At 71.5% G+C, this 9859-nt stretch carries 10 protein-coding genes; 4 read left to right on the top strand and 6 right to left on the bottom strand.

What is annotated here, in order from left to right; translation table 11 throughout:
• Positions 1 to 372, top strand: a 372-nt coding sequence (locus VFW24_00410) for a prolyl oligopeptidase family serine peptidase (GenBank protein HEX5265212.1), incomplete at its 5' end; no start/stop codon positions are given.
• 6 nt (positions 373 to 378) lie between these two features.
• Here VFW24_00410 and VFW24_00405 read toward each other — a convergent pair.
• From VFW24_00405 to VFW24_00380, 6 genes are all read right to left on the bottom strand, one after another.
• Positions 379 to 2172, bottom strand: a complete 1794-nt coding sequence (locus tag VFW24_00405) for an AAA family ATPase (GenBank protein ID HEX5265211.1) — start codon at positions 2170 to 2172, stop codon at positions 379 to 381.
• A gap of 109 nt (positions 2173 to 2281) precedes the next feature.
• On the bottom strand, positions 2282 to 2857 hold the full coding sequence (rfbC, locus tag VFW24_00400; GenBank protein ID HEX5265210.1) for a dTDP-4-dehydrorhamnose 3,5-epimerase: 576 nt from the start codon (positions 2855 to 2857) through the stop codon (positions 2282 to 2284).
• 17 nt (positions 2858 to 2874) lie between these two features.
• On the bottom strand, positions 2875 to 3378 hold the full coding sequence (locus tag VFW24_00395; GenBank protein ID HEX5265209.1) for a flavin reductase family protein: 504 nt from the start codon (positions 3376 to 3378) through the stop codon (positions 2875 to 2877).
• On the bottom strand, positions 3378 to 4166 hold the full coding sequence (locus VFW24_00390) for an MBL fold metallo-hydrolase (GenBank protein HEX5265208.1): 789 nt from the start codon (positions 4164 to 4166) through the stop codon (positions 3378 to 3380). Before VFW24_00390 ends, VFW24_00395 begins: the two co-directional genes overlap by 1 nt.
• Before the next feature lie 157 nt (positions 4167 to 4323).
• On the bottom strand, positions 4324 to 5418 hold the full coding sequence (locus VFW24_00385) for a PilT/PilU family type 4a pilus ATPase (GenBank protein ID HEX5265207.1): 1095 nt from the start codon (positions 5416 to 5418) through the stop codon (positions 4324 to 4326).
• 88 nt (positions 5419 to 5506) lie between these two features.
• Positions 5507 to 6019: a MaoC family dehydratase gene (locus VFW24_00380; GenBank protein ID HEX5265206.1), complete on the bottom strand. Its 513-nt coding sequence runs from the start codon at positions 6017 to 6019 to the stop codon at positions 5507 to 5509.
• Between the two features lie 47 nt (positions 6020 to 6066).
• Between VFW24_00380 and VFW24_00375 the strand changes: the two genes are divergently transcribed.
• From VFW24_00375 to VFW24_00365, 3 genes are read left to right on the top strand one after another with little or no spacing between them, the layout of a single operon-like run.
• A complete protein-coding gene (locus tag VFW24_00375) occupies positions 6067 to 7227 on the top strand; it encodes an acyl-CoA dehydrogenase family protein (protein ID HEX5265205.1) in 1161 nt (386 codons plus the stop codon).
• Between the two features lie 14 nt (positions 7228 to 7241).
• The gene (locus VFW24_00370; GenBank protein HEX5265204.1) at positions 7242 to 7859 is read left to right on the top strand and encodes a methyltransferase domain-containing protein; all 618 of its coding nucleotides are present in this window, start codon (positions 7242 to 7244) and stop codon (positions 7857 to 7859) included.
• 23 nt (positions 7860 to 7882) lie between these two features.
• The gene (locus VFW24_00365; GenBank protein HEX5265203.1) at positions 7883 to 9484 is read left to right on the top strand and encodes an acyl-CoA dehydrogenase family protein; all 1602 of its coding nucleotides are present in this window, start codon (positions 7883 to 7885) and stop codon (positions 9482 to 9484) included.
• Positions 9485 to 9859: the final 375 nt, after the last annotated feature.

The following is a 9859-nucleotide window of genomic DNA, read 5'->3' as shown; positions in this document are numbered from 1 at the left end:
TTCGTCGACTGCCTGACCACGATCCTCGACGAGACCCTCCCGCTCACCGTCATCGAGTGGGAGGAGTGGGGCAACCCCAAGGCGGACGCCGAGGTCTACCGGTACATGAAGTCGTACTCGCCGTACGACAACGTGGCGTCCCGGCCCTACCCGGCCATCCTCGCCACCACCGGTCTCAACGACCCGAGGGTGAGCTACTGGGAGCCGGCCAAGTGGGTGCTGCGGCTACGGGAGAGCACCACGTCGGGCCGTCCCGTGCTGCTCAAGGTCGAGATGGGGGCGGGCCACATGGGCCCGTCCGGGCGCTACGACGCCTGGCGGGACGAGGCCTTCATCCTGGCCTTCGTGCTCGAGACCCTCGGGGTCGGCTAGCGCCCCTCAGACCGGCTCGGGCGCAGCCGGGCGCAGGTCGTAGGTGCGCTCCTCGGAGCCCCGGATCACCTCCAGGATCTCCTGGGCCACCAGCTCGTCGCGGTCCAGCAGGGCGTCGCGGAGCCCCTCGACGATGTGGCGGTTGTCCTCGAGCATGGTGCGCACCTGGTCCCGGGACTGCGCCAGCAGCGCCTCCACCTCGTGGCGGGACGACTCGTCGGCCAGCACCTTCACCACCACGTTCCCGCCGGCGGCGCTCTGCATGGCCTCGACCGACACCAGCGAGCTGCCCATGCCGAGGCTGCCGATCATCTGGCAGGCGGCGGTGGTGGCGGCCTGCAGGTCACCGGAGACACCCGAGCTCGTCTCGCCGAAGAACAGCTCCTCGGCCACCATCCCGCCGAAGGCGATCTGGATGAGCGCCTCGACCTCGGACTGGGTCTTCATGAAGCGCTCCTCGGTCTCGGAGTGGGCCAGCAGGCCCAGAGCCTCTCGGCGCTTGATGATCGAGAGGATCTCGAGCTTGCGGCCCTTGCCGACCAGCCAGGCGACCGTGGCGTGGCCCGACTCGTGGGTGGCGATCGTCCGCCGCTCCGCCTCGGTGTACTCGACCGGCTGGGCCAGCCCGATCTCCTCGGTCATCTTGGCCTGCTGCACGTCGTCCCACGAGAGGCGGTCGGCTCCCCGGCGCAGCGCCCAGACCAGCGCCTCGTCGAAGAGGTGCTCGATCATGACCGGCGAGTACCCGAAGGTCATGGCGGCCAGGGTGTTGCGGCGCTCGGACTCGTCGAGCTCGGGATGATGGGCCTTGCGCTCGAGGTAGTAGTCGATGATGTCGCGCCGCCCGGCCCGGGTGGGTAGGTCGAAGTAGATCGAGCGGTCGAACCGGCCCGGGCGCAGGAGGGCGGGGTCGAGGTCGGCGGCCCGGTTGGTGGCGCCGATCACGAGGATGTTGGCGGGCTGGGGCTTGCCCTTGCGCAGCTGGCGCGAGGCGGGCAGCCAGGAGTTGGCCAGGTCGACCAGCCACCCGGTGACCCGGGAGCCGGCGGTGGGCTGGTCGAAGGACTGCAGCTGGATGAGCAGCTCGTTGACCACGCCGGCGATGCCCTCGCGGCCTCCTCCGCCCCCCATGCCGGAGCGGGCGGCGCCGATGGCGTCGATCTCCTCGATGAACCCGATGGCGCCACCCTCGCGGCGGGCGTACCGGCGCAGGGCCTTGAAGTACGAGCGGATCTTGCGGTTGGTCTGGCCGTAGTACATCGACTGGAAGGCCGACGACGACACGAACAGGAACGGCACCCCGGCCTCGGCGGCCATGGCCTTGGCCAGATAGGTCTTGCCGGTTCCGGGCGGCCCTTCGAACAGGATGGCCCGGCGGGGCGTCCCGCCCATCTTCTCGGAGAAGGTGCGGTGGGCCAGGAACAGGTTGAGGGTCTTCACGACCTCGTCGAGGACGATCCCGGCGCCGCGCACGTCGTCGAAGCGGACGTCGATCTCACCGGGCCGGTACAGGACGTGCGGGGAGCGCCCCGCCCCGAGCAGCGGCAGCACGAGAGCCACCGAGAGCAGGAGCACGAGGATGAAGCCGGGCAGGTACGGCACCAACCCGGAGGGGATGTGGGGCATACCGATGCCCGCACCCGGGTGCATGATCGCCCGCGCCAGCAGCAGGCCGGCGATCGGCAGAAGGACCACGGCCAGCTTCCGCATCCGGGACTGCCGGACCCGCTCCCGCGTCGCTCCCACGTCGGCGGTGGCCGCTGCCACCACCTGGGCTCCGCCAATCGACCGCAGCTCCATCGTCATACTCCGTCCTGGCCGCACAGCCCGGCGGGCGCCGGGCCCCGCCATAAGCGTGGCTGGCCCATTCTGCAATTTCCCGACAGAGTTTTCTCCCTGCGGACGGCTGTTACCTGGGCAGACCTACAGGCGTACCGGGGGGACCAAAGGTCGGAGTGAGTGCTTCGGGAAGATCGCGCCGGCGCGGGTTGGCCTGGTCGCGTCCCGACAGAACCGGATCGGTTACGCCCCAGTCGGCCGCAATGTCCGGATCGTCCCACGCCACGCCCAGCTCGTCGTCGGGGTTGTAGTAGCCGTCGACCAGGTAGGTGAGGGTGAGGTCGGTGTGGGCGGCAAAGCCGTGGGCCACGCCCGGCGGGATGTACACGCCCGGCCCGGCGTCACCGTCCATGTCCACGAGCAGAGTGCGGCCCAGCGTCGGCGACCCCCGGCGCAGGTCGTGCAGCACGGTGCGCGCCCGGCCGTGGATGACGTACCAGTAGTCGGACTGGTGGAGGTGGAAGTGCAACCCGACCAGGGCACCGGTGCGCCGGTCGACCCGGTTGCCCTGGATCATCGGGGGCGCCGACACCGGCAGCCACTCCTGGCGGAAGCTCTCGACGAACCGGCCCCGGGCGTCACCGTGGACGTCGGGCACCACCACCAGGACCCCGGCTATCTCGGGGGACTCTTTCACCTCGGGCACGGGCCCCTCCGGGCTGTCTAGGAAGTGAAGCCGCCGAAGCCGCCACGGTAGAAGAGGAGAGGCCGGCCGTTGGAGTAGGCCATCTCCTGCACCCGACCGAGCACGACGAGGTGGTCACCGGCGTCGTGGACCGCCTCGACCCGGCAGTCGATCCAGGCCAGCACGTCGTTGAGCACCGGAGAGCCGGTGGCGGCCGTGCTCCAGCCCACCCCGGAGAACTTGTCCCCGCCCGACACGGCGAAGGCCCGGCACAGGGCCTCCTGCTCCTCGGTCAGCACGTTGGCGCAGAAGGCACCCGACTCACCGATTCCGGGCCAGCTGGTCGAGGACTTGCCGGGGAAGATCGCCACGAGCGGGGGATCGAGCGAGACCGAGGTGAACGACTGGCACGTGAACCCGCCCGGGCCCTGGGCCGTGGTCCCGGTGACGACCACCACCCCGCTGGCGAAGTGACCGAGCACGGTCCGGAACTGGGCGGCGTCGGGCCGGGTGCCCTCTCCCGGCAGATCGACCCGGCTCATCAACCGGTGACGTTAACCCGCCGCAGCGCTCCTTCACCCTGGGGGCCGAGCTCCACGACCAGCCCCTCCGACGCCGCCACCACGTCGAGGCCGGCCATGGCGCCGAGGCACCGGGCCCCGTCGAGCAGCTGGTCCACGTCGTCGTCCCCGTGGGCCGGGTCGTGGTGGAACAGCGCCAGCCGGCGGGCGCCCGCCTCCTTGGCGACGAGCACGGCGTAGTCGACGGTGCAGTGGCCCCAGTGCGCCTTCTCGGCGAACTCGGCCGGCGTGTACTGGGCGTCGTGGATCAACAGGTCGACACCGTCGGCCAGCTCGAGCGCCGCCTCACAGATCTCGTGGCCGGTGAGGGGCTGCTGGTGGTCGCTGATGTACGCCAGCGCCGCGCCGCCCCATTCGATCCGGTAGCCCACGGTCGGACCGATGTGGGGGATGGGGCGGGCCTTCACCTTGGCCTCCCCGACGGGGAACACGTCGTCCTCCACGTCGTGGAACTCGATGCGGCCGCGCAGGTCGCTGTACTGCACGGGGAAGTACGGCGGACGCATCAGCCCGCTGAACACCTCCCCGAGGCTCTCCCCGTCCTGGCGCGGCCCGTAGACGTCGAAGCAGGCGCCGACCCGGTCGGCGGGGGGGAAGAACGGGAGGCCCTGGACGTGGTCCCAGTGCACGTGGGTGATGAGGGCCGTCCCCCGGAACGAGCCGTCGGTGGGCTGGCCCAGACCGAACTGGCGCAGCCCGGTGCCGAGGTCGAGGATGATGGGCGGCTGGCCGTCCACCTCCAGGGCCACGCAGGCCGTATTGCCGCCATAGCGCCGGTTGGCCTCGCTCGGACAGGGACAGGATCCCCGCACTCCGTAGAAGGTGACTCTCAGCGCTGACCCCCCGTTACCTTGGAGGTGAATTTACCCCTGGTGCACGTTCGAACAACAGGTCATGTGACGAGGGTCACACCCCGGTGGCGACGAGTCCCCCGCTCTCGAGCATGACCCGGAGGTCGTGGGGGCGGCTGGCCGAGGCCAGGGCGGCCTGCAGGTCGATGATGCCCTGGCCGTACAGGCGGGCCAGGGACTGGTCGAAGGTCTGCATGCCGTAGAACTCGCCCTCGGCCACGATGTCGGAGATCTCGCTGGTCCGCTGCGGGTCGAGGATGCACTGCTGCACCCGGCCGTTGGCCACGAGCACCTCGACCGCCGCCACTCGTCCGTCCCCGTCGCAGCGGGGCACCAGGCGCTGGCAGATCACGCCGCGCAGGGCGCCGGCCAGAGTGACGCGCACCTGGGAGTGCTGGTGCGGAGGGAACACGTCCACGATGCGGTTGACGGTCTCGGCCACGTCGATGGTGTGCAGCGTCGACAGCACGAGGTGCCCGGTCTCGGCGGCGGTGAGAGCTGCCTCGGCGGTCTCGAGGTCGCGCATCTCGCCGACCAGGATCACGTCGGGGTCCTGGCGCATGGCGGCGCGCATGGCGATGGCGAAGCTGCTCGTGTCGGTCCCGATCTCCCGCTGGCTGATCGACGCCATGCGGTCGGCGTGGAGGATCTCGACGGGGTCCTCGATGGTGACGATGTTGCACTCGCGCGTGCGGTTGATCAGGTCGATCATGGCGCCGAGGGTCGTCGTCTTCCCGGAGCCGGTCGGGCCGGTCACCACGACCAGGCCGCGGGGCTCCCCGGACAGGCGGGCCACCGCCGGTGGCAGGCCCAGCTCCTCGAAGCCGGGCACGGTCGTGCGGACCCGGCGGAACACGAGCCCGACCGTGTTGCGCTGCGAGTAGGCGTTCACACGGAACCGGGCCAGCCCCGGGACCGAGTAGGCGAAGTCGGCCTCGTGGCGCTCCTCGAACCGGGAGTGCACCTCGGGGCTCATGATGGCGGCGGCCACCTCGGCGGTCACGCCGGGGACGACCACTACCTCCCCCGTCACGGCCTGGAGGCGCCCGTGGACCCGGATCCGGGGCGGGGAGCCGGCCTTCAGGTGGAGGTCGGAACCGTCGACCGCGTCCAGGGTCCCCAGGAGCGCGTCGAGCCAGTCGTGGGCCATAGGGGCTTTATCGGCACCTGCCGGGCCGGCCCTTGAGCCCGACCCCCCGCCCGGGCCCCTACCTGGCTGATCCTGGGAGGAAGGGCCCTCAGTCCCAGACGTCGGGGGGGTAGGGGCGCTGCCGGGGCGGGGCGGCGTCCCGCTTCCAGACCATGAGCTTGCGGCGGAAGTAGCAGACCTCCTCCCCCCGCTGGTTGAAACCCTTGGTCTCCACCGTCACGATCCCCCGGTCCGGCTTCGAGGAGGAGGGGACCCGCTCCAGCACCCGGGTCTCGGCGTAGATGGTGTCCCCGTGGAAGGTCGGCTTCTTGTGGGTCAGCGACTCCACTTCGAGGTTGGCTATGCACGACCCGCTCACGTCGGGGACGCTCATGCCCAGCACCAGGGAGTACACCAGGTTCCCGACCACCACGTTCTTCTTGTGCACGGTCTCGTGCTCGGCGAACCACGCGTTGGTGTGCAGCGGATGGTGGTTCATCGTGATCATGCAGAACAGATGGTCGTCGTACTCGGTGACGGTCTTGCCCGGCCAGTGCCGGTAGACGTCCCCCGGCTCGAAATCCTCGAAGTAACGGCCGAAGGGCCGCTCGTACACGGTCATCGCCGGGCGAAGCTACCTGTTCCCGCCCTCGCCTACCATGCCCGCCCGTGGACGCCGCCCTGGCCGACGAGATCGTCGGGACCGTCCGGTCCTTCGTCCGCCGGTCGGTCCTGCCGGTCGCGTCCGACCTCGAGCACGCCGACGCCTATCCCGAGGACCTGATCGCGGCCATGGCCGAGATGGGGCTGTTCGGCTGCACCATCCCGGAGGAGCACGGCGGCCTGGGAATGGACGTCAGCACCTACGCCCGGGTGGTCGAGGAGCTGGCGGCGGGGTGGATGTCGCTGACCGGCGCGGTCAACACCCACACCATGGCCGCCACCCTCATCCGGCTCCACGGGACCGACGAGCAGAAGAAGCGGATCCTGCCCCGCATGGCCACCGGCGAGGCGCGCGGCGCCCTCTCGCTCTCCGAGCCCGACGCCGGCAGCGACACCCGGGCCATCTCCTGCCGGGCCGAGCCCGACGGGGACGAGTACGTCATCAACGGCACCAAGATGTGGGTCACCAACGGGGAGCGCTCCGCCGTCGTGGCCCTGGCCGCCCGGGCGCCCGAAGGAGTCACCTGCTTCATCGTCGAGAAGGAGCCCGGTCCCACCTTCGGCGGGATCAGCGTCTCGCGCTCGATCCCCAAGCTCGGCTACAAGGGCATCGAGACCGTCGAGATGTCGTACGCGGACCACCGCGTCCCGGCCGCGTCCGTTCTGGGCGGAGCCCCGAGCCTGGGGCGGGGCCTGCCCCAGATCCTCGGGGCGCTCGAGCTGGGCCGGGTCAACATCGCCGCCCGCGCCTGCGGGGTGGCCCGTGCGGCCTTCGAGGCGGCGATCGCCTACGCCCAGGAGCGCCAGACCTTCGGGTCCCCGATCGCCGCCCATCAGGCGATCCAGTTCAAGCTGGCCGACATGGCCACGCGCCTCGAGGCCGCCCGCCTGCTCACCCGGTCGGCGGCGGGCAAGCTCGACCGCGGCGAGCGCGCCGACGTCGAGGCCGGCATGGCCAAGCTGTTCGCGTCCGAGGCCGCCCTGGAGATCGCCACCGAGTCGATGCGCATCCACGGCGGCTACGGCTACACGACCGACCTGCCGATCGAGCGCTACTACCGCGACGCCCCGCTGATGATCATCGGCGAGGGCACCAACGAGATCCAGCGCCTGGTGATCGCCCGCGGCCTGCTCCGTCGTTACGGGAGCGACCCATCCTCGAGCTAGATCTGCGCAACGACGTGTACCGCCGGCCGCTGGCGACGGCGCTCGACCGGCTGGGGCTGCGCGAGGGGTGGCGCTGCGTCGACGTCGGGGCCGGAGGCGGAGACGTGACCGTGGCCCTGGCCGAGGTGGTCGGGCGCGACGGGCGGGTCTACGCGGTGGACTCCGACCCCCGGGCGCGCGACGAGGTGGCGGCCGCCGCCGGCAGCCGGGCCCAGGTGCTGGCGATCACCCAGGCCGGGGAGGACCTCCTCCTCCCCGAGCCGGTGGACCTCGCCTTCTGCCGCTTCCTCCTGATGCACGTCGTCCGCCCCGTCGTGGTCATCCGCCGCATGGGGGCTGCGGTCCGCCCCGGGGGGTGGGTCGTGTGCCAGGAGCCGGTCACCACCGCCGGGCGGATCGGGGGCCGGCCCCTTTCGATGCCCGACGCCCGCCACCCCGACGTCGGCGCCCTGCTGCCCGCCCTGGCCCGGGAGGCCGGCCTCGAGGTGGTCGACGCCTGGGCCGAGGCCCCCGCCGCCGCCGGCCCCGGCCCGGTGGCCGCCTATCTCGAGTCGCTCACCGAGGTCGACCCGGGGGACGAGCCGGTCGTGCTGCCGCCGCTGGTGACCGTCGTCGCCCGGCGGCCCACCTGACTGCGCCTCCTAACCTGCCGGCCATGTCGGCACACGATCTGGACCGCGCCCGCCACGCTCTCGACCTCGCCCGCATCGCCGTCGACGGCGCCGTCACCCGGCTGGCGGCCGCGCCCAACGGCACCGACGACCACCAGGTGGTGGCCTACGACGTGGCCCATGCCGCCGCCGCCGTGGACGTGGCCGCCCACGTCCTGGCCGAGTACGCCCCGAAGGGGGACGACGAGTCGGCGCTGGCCCGGGCCTTCGCCGCCGACGTCGTCCACGACGTCATGACCCGCGCCCTCGGCCGGGAGCAGGAGTGGGGCCTCGACGCCATGGAGGGCGCCCTGGACCCCGCCCTGCCGTTCGTGCGGGCCGGGCGGGACCCCGAGCTCCTCGCCCGCCTGGCCGGGGTGCCCGGGGACCGCCACCTCGACGAGGACTTCCAACTGGTGCAGGAGACCTTCCGCCGCTTCGCCGAGGACCGGATCCGGCCCGTGGCCGAGCACGTGCACCGCACCAACGGGGACATCCCCGAGGAGGTGATCTCCGGGCTGGCCGAGATCGGCGGGTTCGGGCTGTCGGTGCCCGAGGAGTACGGCGGCTACGCCACCGGCGGGGAGAGCGACTACCTCGGGATGGTCGTGGCCACCGAGGAGCTGGCCCGGGCCTCGCTCGGGGTGGGCGGATCCCTCATCACCCGGCCCGAGATCCTGACCCGGGCCCTGGTCCGGGGCGGGACCGAGGAGCAGAAGCGCGAGTGGCTCCCGAAGATCGCCACGGGAGAGGTGATGGTGGCGGTGTCGGTCACCGAGCCCGACTTCGGCTCGGACGTGGCCGGCCTCAAGGTCACCGCCACCCCCGCCGAGGGCGGCGGCTGGCTGATCAACGGGGTGAAGACGTGGTGCACGTTCGCGGCGCGCGGCGACGTGCTCATGCTCCTGGCCCGGACCGACCCGGACCGGTCCAAGGCCCACCGCGGCCTTTCGCTGTTCGTGGTGCCCAAGCCGCGCGGCGACGGCAAGGGCTTCGTGTTCCAGCAGGAGGGGCGTTCCGGAAAGCTCGAGGGCCGCCCCATCGACACCATCGGCTACCGCGGCATGCACTCCTACGAGCTGGCCTTCGACGGCTGGTGGGTGCCCGACGACGCCCTGGTCGGTGGCCGGGAGGGGCTGGGGCGGGGCTTCTACCTCCAGATGGAGGGCTTCGAGAACGGGCGGCTCCAGACGGCGGCGCGGGCTCTCGGCGTCATGCAGGCGGCCTACGAGGCGGCCCTCGACTACGCCGAGAACCGCACGGTGTTCGGCTCCCCGATCGTCGACTACCAGCTGACCCGGGCCAAGCTCGGCCGCATGGCGGTGATCATCCAGGCCTGCCGGCAGTTCACGTACCAGGTGGCCCGGCTGATGGCCAAGGGGGAGGGCGCCCTCGAGGCGTCGATGGTCAAGGCCTACGTGTGCCGGGCCGCCGAGTGGATCTCGCGCGAGGCGCTGCAGATCCACGGGGGCATGGGCTACGCCGAGGAGTTCCCCGTGAGCCGTTACTTCGTCGACGCGCGCGTGCTGTCGATCTTCGAGGGCGCCGACGAGGTGCTCGCACTCAGGGTGATCGCCCGCCGCCTGGTCGAGAAGGCCCGCTCGTAGGCCCGCCGGTACCGCCGCTGTTCCAAAGAATCCGAATTCCATGTCGTCGGCCGGCGGCCTGAGGGACCGTCACGCTCGGTGAACTCGGAACGGGGTGGAACGTCAGAGTAGGTAAACGGGGGCCAATGGAGCGGCGGCGGCGGTCGCTCCGAGGCGGACGAGCACCTTGCGCGGTCTGGGCGCGACGGCGGGTGCTCGAAGGGGATCCCCCGGTGGTTCCGGGTCATCCAGGCGTCGAACGCCCAGTGCATGAACAGGTCGGCCAGGATGGGCGAGACCGCGGAGCCCTGAGGGGTGCCGCGGTCCCGAGCGACGAGAGTTCCGTCGGGGCCTTGGGCCGGGGCGGCCAGCCACCGGCGTACATACAGGACCACC

The sequence above is a fragment of the Acidimicrobiales bacterium genome (genome assembly GCA_036273495.1).
Classification (GTDB): Bacteria; Actinomycetota; Acidimicrobiia; order Acidimicrobiales; family JAJPHE01; genus DASSEU01.
This window is presented reverse-complemented; position numbering and strand designations above follow the sequence as displayed.